Source organism: Streptomyces sp. RLB3-17 (assembly GCF_007113425.2).
GTDB lineage: Bacteria > Actinomycetota > Actinomycetes > Streptomycetales > Streptomycetaceae > Streptomyces > Streptomyces mirabilis_D.
On sequence record NZ_CP041610.2, the window covers coordinates 7032332 to 7045898 of the forward strand.

Consider the following 13567-nt stretch of genomic DNA (forward strand, 5'->3'; position numbering starts at 1 on the left):
TCGTGGGTTTCGACCGCTCGATGGCCCTGGCGTCCAGCGCCTTGACGGCATTGGTCCCGCTCTCCATCCTCCTCGGCGCCGTCCTCGGCAACTTCGTGCACTACGACGCCGCAGAGCGGATCATCAAGCGCTACGACCTCACCGGAGCGGGCGCCACGGCAGTCAACTCCCTCTTCTCTCCTGCCGAAGGCACCAGTGCGAGCGTGGGCATCTTCGGGGTCGTGTTTCTGACGATCTCGGTGCTCAGTTTCGCGCGAGCCGTGCAGCGGCTCTTCGAACAGGCATGGGAACTCAAGCCTCTCAGCGTGCGCAATACGCGCAACGGCCTGTGGTGGATCCTCACTCTCGGCGGCTACGGGGTGGTCACCGCGACGCTCTCCGCGCTCCTTGGCGGGCGCGCGCTGGGTCTGGCCGCCTCCGTGTGTCAGGTACCGGTGACCGCCGCGTTCCTTGTCTGGAGCGGCCGGATCCTGTCGGCGAAGCGGATCAGCCGGCCGGACCTGATCCCCTTCGGCGTCACCGCCGCCGTTCTGACGGTGGCCTACTCGGTGGGCGCGGCCATCTACATGCCGCGCCTCTTCAACTCCTCCGCCGCACGCTACGGGGTGGTCGGCGCCGTCTTCGCGATGATCTCCGCCCTCTTCGCGGCCATGCTCGTCCTGGTCGCGTCGGCGGCACTGGGACGAGAAGTACGCGACGAGCTCGGCCGGATCCGCCAGGGCCACCGTCCTTCCGACCACGAGGTCCACCGACAGTGGGACAGCGTCGTCGAGCAGACTCGGTCACGGTGGCGGACGGCACGGGAACAGGTCTCTCATCACCAGGTCAAAGGCCCGAACCACTGAGTGAGCGGGGCACTTCCGGTTGCGGGGGGCCGATGGGCGGACAAGGCTCGAACCAAGGACTTCTGGTGCGAGGAGAAGACGGTGCCCGATCGACCTGGGCTGTCATCCGTCGCGGAGGCTCCCACCGTGGGGACACGTGGCCCGGATGCGGTGAGGGTGAACCTCTCGGTGAACGGAAAGGGCCACGTGGTGGCGCTGGAGCCGCGCGTGAGCCTGCTGGACGCGCTGCGCGAGCATCTCGATCTCACGGGCTCGAAGAAGGGCTGCGACCAGGGCACCTGTGGTGCCTGCACGGTGTGGGTCGACGGGCTCAGAGTGCTGGCGTGCCTGACGCTGGCGATCACGTGCGAGGGCCGTGAGGTGACCACGATCGAGGGGCTGGCCGACGGTGCGGAGCTGCATCCGATGCAGCGTGCGTTCTGCGAGCACGACGCCTTCCAGTGCGGGTACTGCACACCCGGCCAGATCATGTCCGCCGTCGCGCTGCTGGAATCGACCCTCGTCGACGCCCGCGACGGCCGCTGGGCCAACACCGGCCTCGGCGAATACCTCGTGCCCGTGAACGCGGACGCCCCCGACATCGACATCGAGTTCGTGGACGTCCAGGACAAGGTGGTCAACCCCCTGGGAGTCAAGGGGATCGGGGAGATCGGCACGGTCGGCGCCGCCGCCGCCATCGCCAACGCCGTCTTCCACGCGACCGGCCGCCGCGTCCGCGAACTGCCCATCAGGATCGAACACCTGCTGTGACGGGCCGACGGCTGACGCATCGCCGGCAACGGCACCGTGGGAAGCGAGAGGAAGGCCGAGACCGGTGGGATCTGTGTCCGAGTTCGACTACGTCGTCGTAGGGGCTGGAACGGCGGGTTGCGTCATCGCCGCACGCCTGTCGCAGGACAGCGGTGCACGGGTGCTTCTGCTGGAGGCGGGAGGCCGGGAGCCGTTGGAAGCCATGGCGATACCGCCGGCCTGGCCCACCTTGCTGGGGACGTCGGCGGACTGGGGGGCTCGTCGTCGATCAACGCCATGAACTTCCTGCGCGGTCACCGGTCCGGTTACGACGCCTGGACCGAGGTCGGCGCGGAAGGCTGGGGCTACGACGACCTTCTGCCGTACTTCAAGCGCAGCGAGAACCTCACGGGCATCGCGGGACGCGACCCCGCGGTACGCGGCATGGACGGCCCCTTGCGGGTGGGACCCGCCGTCGAACGCCATCCACTGGCCGAGGCAGGCCTGACCGCAGCCGTACAAGCCGGACATACCGAGGTACGGGATCTCGCCGGCGGCCTGGACGGCGACCACTGCACCGGCGTCGCGGGAGCGGTGGGCACACCACAGGTGCTGATGCTCTCGGGCATCGGCCCGCGGGACCACCTCGGGCAGGTCGGGATCGACACGGCGGTGGACCTTCCCGGTGTCGGCGCCAACCTCTGGGACCACCCCATGTCCGGCATCGTCTACCGAGCGGCGCGTCCGGTCCCACCGGGGGCGAACAACCACGGCGAGGTCCAGGGGCTGATCCGCAGCGAACCGCAGGTCGCCGACCCCGTCATCATGGTCGCCCTCATGATGCCGTTCAGCCGTGGCACGGTGCGCCTGGCGACCAGCACACCCGGTGGGGCCCCGCTGCTCGATCCCCGCTACTAGCGCAGGCCGTGCGCAGGCCGCCGGCCATGGCGGCAACATCGCGGCTGTTGGTGTCCTGCGCACCTACAGCCACCACGCCGGAACCTGCCGGATCGGCACCGACGAGACGGCCGTCGTCGACCCGAAGCTGCGCGTGCGCGGCGTCAGCGGCCTGCGCGTGGCCGACGCTTCCGTGATGCCCTCCAGCGTCTCCGCCAACACCAACGCCACCGTCTACGCGATCGCCGAACGCGCGGCCGACCTCGTGCGCCCCCCTTCGTAGCCGCCCGCACACACCTATGGCGGAAACAGCCATTCCATCGCGGCGAGGCTCTTGTCGACGTACCTGCCTTGGTCCGTCTCGATGCCGTGTGCCAGGTCCTCGAAGACACTGCATCTGGCGTAGAACACGGCGCGCTCGCTGAGAGCCGCGAGGTCGTCGGCGTCGGTTCGACAGCTGCTGATGGCGGTGCGGGTGGCGGCGGGGCCGAGATCCCGGTAGATCAGCCCGAAGTCGTAGGCCGGATCGACGACGGCTGCGTCGCTCCAGTCGATGATGCCGGTCACCGTCCATGCGACCGGGTCGATGAGAACGTGTTCGATCCCCAGATCGTTGTGGGAGAACGTTGGGGTGTATCCATCGTGCGGTGGTGCGGCATCCAAGAACGCCTCGACGGGTCGGCGGTGCGTCGCCGGTACCTGCCCGGCTACCGTCACATAGTTCTCCGTGGCCTCTTGTCGCCACTCGGCCAGCAGCTGGTGGTCCACGTCCACCAGATCGGCCAGCCGTTCGATCGGAACAGCGTGCAGCGCAGTGAGCAACTCGCCGAGCGTGGCGCCGATCGACGCGCCGTGGGCCGATCGCTGGTGCCGCGACATGTCCAACAGCGGTGCGCCGGGGAGCTTGTAGTAGGCCAGACATCCCTGCTCCGCGACCGTGAACGTCGGTTCGGGGACGGACAGCGGCGAGATGTCGGCGACGGCAGCAAGTACGCGGGCCTCGCGGCCCACCAGCGATGCCCGCCGTGCCAGGTCGGGTTCCTTGCTGAAGCGCACGATCAGCTCACCGTTGACCTCGTACGCCAGGTTGTCCAGGCCCTCGCCGAGCGGCACAACGGAGTCGATCTGGTAGTCGAGCATGTGCGTCACCACGACGCTGCGGACGTCTGCGACGCGGTCGCGGCTGGGACTGGTCATCTGCCGACCCTCATCAATCGATCGCATGAAGCCGACGGTGGTCATCGGGTGGTCATCGGTCGGCCGCGCAGTCGCCAGCCAGGCCCGCAAAGGCGTCCTACCGGGCGATCGGGAAGCGGTGGACCGTCGACTGCCGGGCCTGGAAGCCCAGACGTTCATAAAGCCGGTTCGCTGCCGCACGATCCGGCCGGGAGGTGAGATCAACCGTCCGGGCGCCCGCCTCCTGGGCAATCCGCAAGGCCTCCTGGGTGAGGAGGCCGGCGACTCCCCGGCCCCGCGCGACGCTGTCCACGACCACGTCTTCGACACGGGCTCGCAGGCCGGACGGCAAGGGCAGCAGCACCAGAGTCAGGGTGCCGACGATGTCATCGGATGTCCGGGCGACGAGCACCGTGTTGGTCTCGCACGTCACCATCCGGTCGATCGCCTCGTAATCGAGCGGGTCCGCCGTCGAAGACAATTGCGGTAGCAGTCGGCCGAAGGCATCCACGAGTTCTTGACTCGCTTCCCGGGCGATCTCTACACGGACGTCCATGCCGTGAGCCTATCCATCGCCCGGGACCGATCAGGGTCACCTTGCGCGGATCGCTCCTCGGGGGCCTGGTTCACTCTCCGGGGCCCTCGACGAAGACCGGCTCCGGGGCCCAGTCGGTCAGGATCTTGTCGTCGATGCGTTCGAGCACCGTCGAGCCGAAGAGCGCGACCGCCATGCGCACCTGGCGCGGGTCGTACGCCTGCGTATCCGGGCGCGTCGCCGGATCCAGGTCCGCGAACCGTTCACGCGCCATCCGGAGTACCTTCTCCCCCTTGCCGGTTGTGGTGGGCAGCCATCGGGGCATGACCGGACCGCCCGGAACCGCCTGTCCCAGAGTCGCCAGGCCGATGATCAACGCCAGTACGGCTCGGATCCAGGCGTGGTCGAGGACCAGTACGGCGACTACCGGCACCGCCGCCGCCGTGGCGGCCGTCGACCACCGTCCCCGGAGCCGCCGTCCGCCGGGAACGGGCTCGAACGGACCCCGCGCATAGCCTTCACCGATCAACCGCGCCTTTGCCTCGTCGAGAAGGTGGTGGGCGTTCGGCGCGTGCAGATTCCACAGGTAGACGCCCTTGTCGTGGGCAGAGGAGAAGGCCGGATCGGGCACACGCAGGGGTGTCGCCGCGGCCCACAGTTCGCGCTCGAACTCGTCGGCGTCTTCGGGCAACGTGCCGCGAGCGACCCAACGCTGTTGGCCGGGTTCATCGGGCGACGTCCGGTGCAGCAGCCCCTCGGCCACCAGCCTGGCCACTGCCCCCTGTTTCACCTCCCAATGGTCCCGGCCGCTCAGCGAGCCCAGGGCCAGTGGACCGAGTCGTTCCACGGCATCCGGTTCAACGACGGCGGCGTGCCGGTCCTGGTCCACGAACGCCTTCAGCCGGGCATCTTCGGCGGTGCCGCGCGCAGTGCCGTCGAGCGACCACGCCGTCGACGCGATCACCAGATAGCCCGCGAATATGAGCCACTCCGTCATACAGGTCAGTATCCCCGTGGCCCGGTGTCTGACCCGTCCGCTCACCCGGAACGGGCTGCCCATCTCCAACGGCCATGGATTCAAGGGCTGTTGCCAGTTGGGCTGCCCGCCACGGGGGACCAAGGCCGTGACGCCTCATGCGGCCGGCCCGAACGCCGTCATGCGGAAGCCACCACCTCGCCTGCCATGACCTGGGGAGGGTTGGGGAGCAGTGACGCGAGGTTGTCCCGCACGAAGTCCGCAGCCCTCGAGATCGATTCGTCGGCACCGGCCCGGTCCTGGAAGACGCTGGTCGAGACCATCGCTCCGTCCCCGGTATCGATCCAGTAGTAGGCCACGAAGCCGGGGACCTGGCGCATGAGCGGCACGAACCCCTCGTTCACGAGACGTGCGGCCTCGGCCGAATCGGTCACCCCTTCGTACCGCCGGATCGCTGCATACATGGCCAAACTCCTCACGGCGTTCTGGGTTCGTCCTTTGCTGAGACGTCGTACCCCTGCGACGGCCGCCTGGCTCATGAGGCGTCCGGCAATCACCTGAAGGGCCGCCTCGCGCGATCCGAACGGCGGTAGTCCGTTCGGTACGTCAGGGGGCGCAGGCGCGGGTCGCGGTCGGATGGCTGTGGCGTCCTCGGGAATGTCGCATCCGAGGACCATCGCGGTGGGGCCGCCCCCGAACGGGATCCGGAAGACAGGCCACTGGTCCTCGTCGCGCAGCGCGTCGAAGGCCGCGTCGCGCCTACGCGTGGGCAGTTGGTCGCTGCCATCGGGGATTGCGGGTCACGGGTGCGGCAGCGGCTGCTCTGTCCAGACGGTCTTGCCGTCGTGGCTGTAGCGGGTGCCCCACCGCTCCGTGAGCTGCGCGACCAGGAAGAGCCCGCGTCCGCCCTCGTCCGTGCTGAGGGCCCGTCGGAGGTGAGGGGACGTGTGGCTGGCGTCCGACACCTCACAGATCAGGGAGTGCGTACGGATGAGGCGCAGGGTGACGGGGCCGGCCGCGTACCGGTAGGCGTTGGTTACGAGCTCGCTGGCGACCAACTCGGTGGTGAAGGTCAGTTCCGTCAGCCCCCATTCGGTCAGTTTCGCCGTGGCCAGCTCCCTGGCACGGGCGGCGGCGGTCGCTTCCAGGGGCAGCTGCCAGATGGCGACATCCTGCGGCGGTAGCACCCGGGTACGGGCGATGAGCAGCGCGACGTCGTCGGTGGGGAGGTGCTCCTTCGGCAGCAGCGCTTCGACCACGGCGTGGCAGGTGCTGTCCAGAGGATCGGCGACGTGGGTGAGACATTCGTCCAGATGCTCCAGCGCGGCGTCGATGTCGCCGTTGCGCGCCTCCAGAAGACCGTTGGTGTAGAGCGTGAGCAGGCTGCCCTCGGGGAGGTCGAGGTCGTACGTTTCGAACGGCAGCCCGCCCAGACCCAGCGGTGGACCCGCGGGCAGGTCGAGCACGGTCACCTCGCCGTCCGGGGTGGACAGCATCGGTGCCGGGTGACCGGCGCGTGCCAGGGAGCAGCGCCGGGAGACCGGATCGTAGACCGCGTACACGCAGGTGGCCCCGAGCATCTGCTCCACTGTGGACCCGCTGTCGTCGGCGTTCGCCTCCAGCTCGGAGGCCAGCAGACTGACCAGATCGTCCAGCCGCGCCACCACCTCGTCCGGTTCCAGGTCGAGGCTGGCCAGGGTGCGCACGGCGGCGCGCAGGCGGCCCATGGAGGCCGCGGCGTGAAGCCCGTGGCCGACCACGTCTCCCACCACGAGTGCGACCCGGGCCCCGGACAACGGGATCACGTCGAACCAGTCACCGCCGATGCCCGGTTCACCGCTCGCCGGGAGATATCGGCAGGCCACCTCGACCGCCGGCAGGTCGGACACCGCGCTCGGCAGCAGACTGCGCTGCAGAGTCAGAGCGGCGCTCTGCTGCTGGGTGAAGCGGCGCGCGTTGTCGATGCAGACGGCCGCACGCGAGGAAAACTCATGGGCCACCGCGGCATCGTCGTCCTCGAAAGGCTCCGAATGGCGCACTCGCCACAGGCTCACCACGCCCAGTATCAGACCGCGAGCCACCAAGGGCACCACGATCAGCGAATGAACGCCGAGACCCATGGCTATCTCGATCCGCCGCCGGTCCATGGCGTACCACTCGGGGCGCAGGGACAGCAGCCGGTCGAGAATCGGGCGACGCTCGGCCAAGCACCGCGCCTGCGGGGAATCCGGAAGGAGCGGGACCACCTCGCCCTCCTGGTACGGGACCCGGCGTTCCGGGGGCGAGAGGGCCACTCGGAGCAGCGGACCTCTCACACCGGGGGGTGGTTCGTCACCAAGTGTCACCGGCTTCATGAGGTCCACCGAGCAGTAGTCGGCGAGGCCGTGGGAGGCCACCTCGGCCAGCTCCCGGGCCGTCTGTGCCACGTCCAGTGAGGTTCCGATCCGGGCGCTCGCCTCGTTGAGCAGGGCGAGCCTGCGTTGGGCCCGGTGGCGGTCGGTCACGTCCTCGATCGTCTCGGCCACGCCGAGAACCCGGCCCGCGGGGTCTTCCATCCGGAACGCCGAGACGGACACGATCCGGTCCCGGCCCGGATCATGGCGTGCCCTGGCCGACTGCTCCGTGAAGATCAACGGCTCACCGGTCTCCAGGACGTGCCGTACCCGCTCCTCGGTCGGACCCGCGTCCTCGTCGACCATGAATTCGCGAGGGCGACGGCCCACCGGCGCCTCGGCCGGGACACCGCTTGCCTTCTCGACCGCGCGGTTGACCCGGATCACCCTGCTGTCCGGGCCGTAAGTGACCAGACCGATCGGGGACCGGCGGTACAGGCCGTCCAGCAGCGCACGGTCCCGCTGCCAGGCGATGACCTCCGCGGCGGGGGCTCCGACCAGGACCCACTCCTGACCGTCCCCGTCCCGAGTGATCGCGCGGGCCCGGAAACCCATCTCCACCCGTCGTCCGTCGCGGTGTCGGACGGGCAGGACCCCGAACCAGCCGCCCGTCCTCATGGCGTCCACGACGACGGACCGCACGACAGGCAGGTCACGGGCGTCCACCAGGAGGTCCTGCCACGCCCGTCCGATCACTTCCTTGGCCGGATAGCCCAGCAGCTCCTGTGCCCGTGTGCTCCAGCCGACCACGTCGCCTCGATCGTCGAGCACGGCCGAGGCGCCGCGGCCGAGGGCGAACGGATCCTCAGGACTCTCGCTGAAATGCATCGACGGCATCCCCATAGCCACCACCTTGCCTACGTGACTCCGATGTTCCTCCCCGCGCTCTCCGTTCGCGACCTTCCCGTTCCTCCCGGCCCGGCAGAACGACTCTCTCGGCCCGACAGGACGACCCGGCCGGTGGCACCCCGCCAACGACGATCGACGCCATGCCCGGTCGGGCCGGACTCAGGCCGGTTCGGCCACTTCGCCGACGCCTCCGGTACCTCCGGCTACTTCTCCGACCCCCCCGGAGCCGACGCGACACCCGTCGGACAGGACGCCCCCCGGTTGCTCTCGGACGGAGTACTCAGCTTGACCCCCGTCCCTCCTGTACCGCAGTAGCCCGCCGGGTTCTTGTCGAGGTACTGCTGGTGATAGCCCTCGGCCGGGTAGAAGGTGCGGCCTTCCGCGGGGAGGAGTTCGGTGGTGATGGTGCCGTAGCCGGAGGAGGTCAGGACCTTCTGGTAGGCGTCGCGGGAGGCGGCCGCCGTGGCTGCCTGGGCAGGGGTGTGGGTGTGGACGGCGGAGCGGTACTGGGTGCCGACGTCGTTGCCCTGGCGGAAGCCCTGGGTCGGGTTGTGGGACTCCCAGAAGACCTGGAGGAGGCGCTCGTAGGAGATCAGGCCGGGGTCGTGGACCACGCGGACGACCTCCGCGTGGCCGGTCAGGCCCGAGCAGACCTCCTCGTACGTGGGGTGCTCGGTGAAGCCGCCCTGGTAGCCGACCAGGGTCGTGTACACGCCCGTCGGGAGCTGCCAGAACTTGCGCTCGGCGCCCCAGAAACAGCCCATGCCGAAGTCGGCGATCTCCAGGCCCTCGGGGTAGGGGCCGAGGAGGGGGTTGCCGAGGACGGTGTGCCGGTCGGGGACCGTGAAGATCGGCTCCGGGCGGCCGCGCAGTGCCTGTTCGGCGGTCGGGAGCTGAGGGGTACGGCTGTGCGGGAACATGCGGTCTCCACGGGGTCACAGGGGCACGAGGGCGGGGCGCCGTGGTGTTCAACGGGTGAGCCCCGGTCGGGATTCCGGGGCTCGTACGCCCTCAGCGCGACAGTGACGCCGGCGTTCCGCCGTTCGCCTCGTAGCCCGCCACCGCCAGGGCGCGGTAGAGCGCGTAGTCCGCCGCGGGGTCGGGTGTGAGGGTCCAGGGGAGTGCGCCCACGTGGCCGTCCACGTGCACCAACTGGTTCATGGCCTCCGCCCAGCGCTCGCCGCGGACCAGGAAGAGCACCAGCAGGTGGCGCACGTGAGCCAGCATCGGGTCGTCGGGGCGGGCCGCGTGCACCGCGTAGAGCGCGCCGTGGACCGCCTTGGTGACGACCTCGCTCTGGTAGAAGCCGCGGACCAGGTTCACCTCGGGGAGGTGCTCGAAGACCGCGAAGAGGGGCATGGCGGCCAGCAGGGAGCCCTGAGGGGCGCGGGCCGCCGCGGCCTCCGCGAAGGAGTACGCCACCTCGCGCGAGCCGTGCCACTTCTCGCACCAGTAGTGCAGGGCCGCCAGATGCGCGCCCATGTGGGCCGGCGCACGGTCCAGGATCTTCAGCCAGAGCGCCTCGAACTCCGGCCGGGGGTAGGCGAGTCCGCGGGCCACCGACAGCTCGATGATGTACGGGATCGGGTCACCGGGGGAGAGCAGGGCCGCCTCGCCGCATGCCGTCCTCGCCTCCTCCATGATGATCCGGAACTCGTCCGTCCCCGGCGTCGACGTCCGCCACGCCTGCTGGACCAGGAACTCCGCGTGCACCGCCGCGCCGCCCGCGTCCTTGGGCTTCTCGGCCCGCCACACCCGCAACCACTGCCCGCCCGGCGTCTCGCTGACCCCGCCCGGACGCTGCTGCAGCTCAAGGGACGCGGCGCCGGCGAAGGCCTGTACCCGCTGCCAGCGTGTCTCGCCCGAGATCTCCGTGCCCGCCAGGAGCTGCGAGGCCGCTTGGTACTCCTGCGTGCGCTGCACCAGGTCCAGGACGTCCAGGAGGTCCCCGTCCGGTCCGGGCATACGGATGTCCAGCTCCTCCTGACGCAGGAATCCGTAGTTCGCCGGGTCCGCCGCGTCCGGGTCGCCGGGCGAGACCAGCTGTATGCCGGTGCGCCTGCGCCTGAGGACCGGCAGCAGGACCAGGCTGAACATGGCCAGCGCCATCAGGACCCAGAGAATCTCCATGCCTCAAGCGAACCAGACGGGTCCGACAATTGGCCAACCCGGTCCGGTTCCGATCCGGTCCCGGCCCCGATCGCAGACCACGAGGCGCCCCCGCGCAGGCCGTGACGCGTCTCCGCACCGACCATGAGGCACCCCCGCACCGACCATGAGGCGCTCCCGCGCAGCCCGTGAGGCGCCCCGCACGGGCCGTGAGCCGCCATCAGGCCCGCGGGCGCACTACGCTCGGGACCCATGAGCGACAGGCACATCAGTCAGCACTTCGAGACCCTCGCGATCCACGCGGGCAACACCGCCGATCCCCTCACCGGCGCGGTCGTCCCGCCGATCTACCAGGTCTCGACCTACAAGCAGGACGGCGTCGGAGGGCTGCGCGGCGGTTACGAGTACAGCCGCAGCGCCAACCCCACCAGGACCGCCCTGGAAGAGAACCTCGCCGCCCTGGAGGGCGGTCGTCGCGGCCTCGCGTTCGCGTCCGGACTGGCGGCCGAGGACTGCCTGTTGCGTACGCTGCTCAGCCCCGGCGACCACGTGGTCATCCCGAACGACGCGTACGGCGGCACGTTCCGCCTCTTCGCGAAGGTCGTCTCGCGGTGGGGCGTCGAGTGGTCCGTGGCCGACACCAGCGACCCGGCCTCCGTACGCGCCGCCCTCACGCCGAAGACCAAGGTCGTGTGGGTGGAGACCCCCTCCAACCCGCTTCTCGGCATCACCGACATCGCCGCCGTCGCGCAGATCGCGCGCGAGGCGGGCGCCCGGCTCGTCGTCGACAACACCTTCGCCACCCCCTATCTGCAGCAGCCGCTCGCGCTCGGCGCGGACGTCGTCGTGCACTCGCTGACCAAGTACATGGGCGGGCACTCCGACGTCGTCGGCGGCGCGCTGATCGTCGGCGACCAGGCGCTCGGCGAGGAGCTGGCGTACCACCAGAACGCGATGGGCGCGGTCGCCGGTCCCTTCGACTCCTGGCTGGTGCTGCGCGGCACCAAGACGCTCTCGGTGCGCATGGACCGGCACAGCGAGAACGCCACCAAGGTCGCCGACATGCTCACCCGGCACGCGCGCGTGACCCGCGTTCTCTACCCGGGCCTCCCGGAGCACCCCGGTCACGAGATCGCCGCCAAGCAGATGAAGGCGTTCGGCGGCATGGTCTCCTTCCAGGTCGAGGGCGGCGAGGAAGCGGCCGTCGAGGTCTGCAACCGCGCCAAGGTCTTCACCCTCGGTGAGTCCCTGGGCGGCGTGGAGTCCCTGATCGAGCACCCCGGGCGCATGACGCACGCGTCCGCCGCCGGCTCGGCCCTGGAGGTCCCCGCCGACCTCGTCCGCCTCTCCGTGGGCATCGAGAACGTCGACGACCTGCTCCAGGATCTGCAGCAGGCCCTCGGCTAGTCCCGGCGTCGGCCCCTCGGGGTCACCAGCCCGTCAGCGGTGGGGTCGTCTGCGAAGGCGGCTCCACCCAGGGACGGGCCATGGACGCCCACACCACGAAGGCGACGGCCGCGGCGAACAGCAGCAGCCACATCACCCGCCGGGCCAGCGTCCTGCGGCGCAGCATCCGGCTCCCGCGGCGCACGACGTCCGCGTACAGGTCGGGCGGCACGGTGGGCTGCCTCTGCTCCAGCAGCCGCCGTACGTTCGCCTCGCGCTCGGGCAGGTTCACGACCGCACCACCAACCTCACGACCGCACCTCCGTGCTTCACGACCGCACCACCGTGCTTCATGACGGCACCACCTTCGCCATGGTCGGCGCCGGTCCGCGCGGCGGGTGCAGCAGTGTCGTCATCGCCCGGGCGCAGATCGCCCTGACCCGTTCCACGGGGAGCCCGAGCAGGGCCGCCGTCTGTTCCTCGGCGACGCCCTCGTACATCCTCAGGACCAGGACCAGCCGCTCCTGGGGCGTCAGCCGGGCCAGGACGGCGACGGAACCGGAGCCGGGGACGGAACCGGAGCCGGAGACGGAGGGGGATGGGGCTGGGCGGGAGCGTCCCAGGGCCCCGTACTGGTGCCACGCCCCGCGCGCGAAGCGGACGGCCAGCTGCTGGCGGGCCCGGTCGTACGGGTCCTCACCGCGCAGCCGGTCCCAGGAGGCGTACGTGTGGGCCAGTGCCAGTGTCAGCAGGCGCCGCGCGCGCGGGTTGGCGTTCGGCGGCTCCGCGGTGAGCAGTGTGGCGGCATGCAGCAGCCGCCCTGCCGCGCCCGCGACGAACGCCTCGAACTCCCGGGCCCGGCGGGCGTTTTGGAACGCGCGCCGTTCTCGCACCACGCCTCCCGCCCGAGGACGACCCTGACGGAACCAAGGGCCCGGCCGTGTACGACGGGCCGCACCGTGTGCGACAAGGACCCGGTCTCATATGAGGCCAGACGCGGCCCCGCGGTCAAGAGTCCGGTGGGCACACACGTGTGAAGTCGAAAGGACACGCGCGGGTGAAGCCGCAAACACACGCCCTTGTGAAGGCTCAGGATGCGGCGAGGCGGTCAGGAAACCGGCGGGAGGGTCAGGAAGCCGGCTGCTCCCCCGCCGCGCCCCCCGTCGTGGCCATCCGGGACGAGAGCGCGCTGTTGAAGCGCGTGAGGAGCGAGCAGAAGGCCTCGCGCTCCTCCGGCGCCCAGTCGTGGGTCAGCTCGGCCATCAACTGACGCCTGGAGGAGCGCACTTCGTCGAGGCGGGACTGCCCGCGCGGCGACAGCTGGAGCACCACGGCGCGTCCGTCCTCGGGGTGCGAGGTCCGCTTGACGAGACCGGTGTCGACCAGCGGCGCCACCTGCCGGGTGACCGTCGAGGAGTCGATGCCCATGCTCGCGGCGAGCGCCTTGACGCCCATCGGGCCTTCCTTGTCGAGGCGGTTGAGCAGCAGGTATGCGGCGCGGTCCATGGAGTTGCGGACCTGCCCCACCCCACCGAGCCGGGTCTGTTCGGCACGGCGCGCGAACAACGCGACCTCGTGCTGAAGCGTGTCGAGGAGACCGGTGTCACCGACGGTCGTCATGTCCATCGACATTTCTGGTGTTGTGGGCATGGCCGGGGGCTCAATTCATGCG

General features: G+C 70.1%; 15 protein-coding genes and 1 pseudogene. 6 read left to right on the forward strand and 10 right to left on the reverse strand.

Features of this window, described 5'->3' with window-relative positions:
* Positions 1-2 precede the first annotated feature (2 nt).
* The 5 genes and pseudogenes from FNV62_RS31930 (at position 3) to FNV62_RS31950 (ending at position 2754) form a co-directional block, all read left to right on the forward strand.
* On the forward strand, positions 3-845 hold the full coding sequence (locus FNV62_RS31930) for a YhjD/YihY/BrkB family envelope integrity protein (protein ID WP_143609090.1): 843 nt from the start codon (positions 3-5) through the stop codon (positions 843-845).
* Positions 846-995: 150 nt separating this feature from the next.
* Positions 996-1337 (forward strand): annotated as a pseudogene (locus tag FNV62_RS58060) ((2Fe-2S)-binding protein); the annotation flags it as partial.
* Between the two features lie 331 nt (positions 1338-1668).
* Entirely contained in the window at positions 1669-1875 is a 207-nt protein-coding gene (locus tag FNV62_RS57170; protein ID WP_186003121.1) for an NAD(P)-binding protein, read from the forward strand.
* Positions 1872-2492, forward strand: coding sequence for a GMC family oxidoreductase N-terminal domain-containing protein (locus FNV62_RS57175; RefSeq protein WP_143609092.1), 621 nt, complete (start codon positions 1872-1874; stop codon positions 2490-2492). The genes FNV62_RS57170 and FNV62_RS57175 overlap by 4 nt, the downstream gene beginning before the upstream one ends.
* Positions 2461-2754: a GMC oxidoreductase gene (locus FNV62_RS31950; protein ID WP_225900447.1), complete on the forward strand. Its 294-nt coding sequence runs from the start codon at positions 2461-2463 to the stop codon at positions 2752-2754. Before FNV62_RS57175 ends, FNV62_RS31950 begins: the two co-directional genes overlap by 32 nt.
* 14 nt (positions 2755-2768) lie before the next feature.
* Here the strand turns inward: FNV62_RS31950 and FNV62_RS31955 are convergent, their stop codons facing one another.
* From FNV62_RS31955 to FNV62_RS31985, 7 genes are all read right to left on the reverse strand, one after another.
* Entirely contained in the window at positions 2769-3713 is a 945-nt protein-coding gene (locus tag FNV62_RS31955) for a phosphotransferase family protein (RefSeq protein WP_205521759.1), read from the reverse strand.
* A gap of 52 nt (positions 3714-3765) precedes the next feature.
* The gene (locus tag FNV62_RS31960) at positions 3766-4203 is read right to left on the reverse strand and encodes a GNAT family N-acetyltransferase (RefSeq protein WP_097286026.1); all 438 of its coding nucleotides are present in this window, start codon (positions 4201-4203) and stop codon (positions 3766-3768) included.
* Between the two features lie 70 nt (positions 4204-4273).
* Positions 4274-5179 (reverse strand): hypothetical protein, encoded by a 906-nt coding sequence (locus FNV62_RS31965; RefSeq protein WP_143602756.1) that lies wholly within the window; start codon positions 5177-5179, stop codon positions 4274-4276.
* A gap of 158 nt (positions 5180-5337) precedes the next feature.
* Positions 5338-5622 carry a hypothetical protein gene (locus FNV62_RS31970; protein WP_054234762.1) on the reverse strand — a complete coding sequence of 95 codons (285 nt, stop codon included), beginning with the start codon at positions 5620-5622 and terminating at the stop codon, positions 5338-5340.
* A 336-nt stretch (positions 5623-5958) separates the two neighbouring features.
* The gene (locus FNV62_RS31975; protein WP_097286028.1) at positions 5959-8394 is read right to left on the reverse strand and encodes a SpoIIE family protein phosphatase; all 2436 of its coding nucleotides are present in this window, start codon (positions 8392-8394) and stop codon (positions 5959-5961) included.
* 209 nt (positions 8395-8603) lie between these two features.
* Entirely contained in the window at positions 8604-9320 is a 717-nt protein-coding gene (msrA, locus tag FNV62_RS31980) for a peptide-methionine (S)-S-oxide reductase MsrA (RefSeq protein ID WP_143627925.1), read from the reverse strand.
* 91 nt (positions 9321-9411) lie between these two features.
* Positions 9412-10530: a hypothetical protein gene (locus FNV62_RS31985; RefSeq protein WP_143609095.1), complete on the reverse strand. Its 1119-nt coding sequence runs from the start codon at positions 10528-10530 to the stop codon at positions 9412-9414.
* Positions 10531-10761: 231 nt separating this feature from the next.
* Between FNV62_RS31985 and FNV62_RS31990 the strand changes: the two genes are divergently transcribed.
* The gene (locus FNV62_RS31990; protein WP_054234766.1) at positions 10762-11916 is read left to right on the forward strand and encodes a cystathionine gamma-synthase; all 1155 of its coding nucleotides are present in this window, start codon (positions 10762-10764) and stop codon (positions 11914-11916) included.
* Between the two features lie 22 nt (positions 11917-11938).
* Here the strand turns inward: FNV62_RS31990 and FNV62_RS31995 are convergent, their stop codons facing one another.
* From FNV62_RS31995 to FNV62_RS32005, 3 genes are all read right to left on the reverse strand, one after another.
* Positions 11939-12187, reverse strand: a complete 249-nt coding sequence (locus FNV62_RS31995; protein ID WP_060899014.1) for a hypothetical protein — start codon at positions 12185-12187, stop codon at positions 11939-11941.
* Between the two features lie 58 nt (positions 12188-12245).
* The gene (locus FNV62_RS32000) at positions 12246-12788 is read right to left on the reverse strand and encodes a sigma factor-like helix-turn-helix DNA-binding protein (RefSeq protein WP_186003122.1); all 543 of its coding nucleotides are present in this window, start codon (positions 12786-12788) and stop codon (positions 12246-12248) included.
* A 235-nt stretch (positions 12789-13023) separates the two neighbouring features.
* Positions 13024-13527: a MarR family winged helix-turn-helix transcriptional regulator gene (locus tag FNV62_RS32005; protein ID WP_060899016.1), complete on the reverse strand. Its 504-nt coding sequence runs from the start codon at positions 13525-13527 to the stop codon at positions 13024-13026.
* Positions 13528-13567: the final 40 nt, after the last annotated feature.

Bases quoted from the DNA above. Each gene is read 5' to 3' on its own strand.
- FNV62_RS57175 (WP_143609092.1), top strand. From the start codon at position 1,872: ATGAACTTCCTGCGCGGTCACCGGTCCGGTTACGACGCCTGGACCGAG.
- FNV62_RS31955 (WP_205521759.1), bottom strand. From the start codon at position 3,713: ATGACCACCGTCGGCTTCATGCGATCGATTGATGAGGGTCGGCAGATG.
- FNV62_RS31960 (WP_097286026.1), bottom strand. From the start codon at position 4,203: ATGGACGTCCGTGTAGAGATCGCCCGGGAAGCGAGTCAAGAACTCGTG.
- FNV62_RS31965 (WP_143602756.1), bottom strand. From the start codon at position 5,179: ATGACGGAGTGGCTCATATTCGCGGGCTATCTGGTGATCGCGTCGACG.
- FNV62_RS31970 (WP_054234762.1), bottom strand. From the start codon at position 5,622: ATGTATGCAGCGATCCGGCGGTACGAAGGGGTGACCGATTCGGCCGAG.
- FNV62_RS31975 (WP_097286028.1), bottom strand. From the start codon at position 8,394: ATGGGGATGCCGTCGATGCATTTCAGCGAGAGTCCTGAGGATCCGTTC.
- msrA (WP_143627925.1), bottom strand. From the start codon at position 9,320: ATGTTCCCGCACAGCCGTACCCCTCAGCTCCCGACCGCCGAACAGGCA.
- FNV62_RS31985 (WP_143609095.1), bottom strand. From the start codon at position 10,530: ATGGAGATTCTCTGGGTCCTGATGGCGCTGGCCATGTTCAGCCTGGTC.
- FNV62_RS31990 (WP_054234766.1), top strand. From the start codon at position 10,762: ATGAGCGACAGGCACATCAGTCAGCACTTCGAGACCCTCGCGATCCAC.
- FNV62_RS32005 (WP_060899016.1), bottom strand. From the start codon at position 13,527: ATGTCGATGGACATGACGACCGTCGGTGACACCGGTCTCCTCGACACG.